Origin of the sequence: Cobetia sp. SIMBA_158 (genome assembly GCF_046566945.1) — a bacterium.
GTDB classification, from domain to species: domain Bacteria; phylum Pseudomonadota; class Gammaproteobacteria; order Pseudomonadales; family Halomonadaceae; genus Cobetia; species Cobetia amphilecti.
The window spans coordinates 1-249 of sequence record NZ_JAWJYL010000818.1 but is presented as its reverse complement, the minus strand read 5'-3'; the positions used below and the strand labels follow the sequence as shown (position 1 = coordinate 249).

Below are 249 nucleotides of genomic sequence, written 5' to 3'. Positions count from 1 at the left end.
GCAGCGAACCTTGGTGGAATTGCTGAGCAACCATAGTAGTTTGAACACCGTCACCATTTTTAGTTCTACCTGAACTAAACACTGAAGAAGCATATACATCTGCAAACTCAGCGCGAGACTCTTTAAAGCCGGTTGTATTAACGTTCGCAATATTATTTGCGGTAACGTCTAAATCTTTTTGTGCGGCAGCTATGCCTGTTAATGCAATATTGAAGCTCATAATTGACCTCTAATCTATTAAATACAGCC

The 249-nt window shown here is 40.2% G+C and carries 1 protein-coding gene; it reads right to left on the bottom strand.

All coding sequences use genetic code 11. The features are described 5' to 3' along the window. Positions 1 to 220: flagellar hook-basal body complex protein (locus R2R70_RS22100; RefSeq protein WP_410979214.1), on the bottom strand; the 220-nt coding region annotated here is incomplete at its 3' end. Positions 221 to 249: the final 29 nt, after the last annotated feature.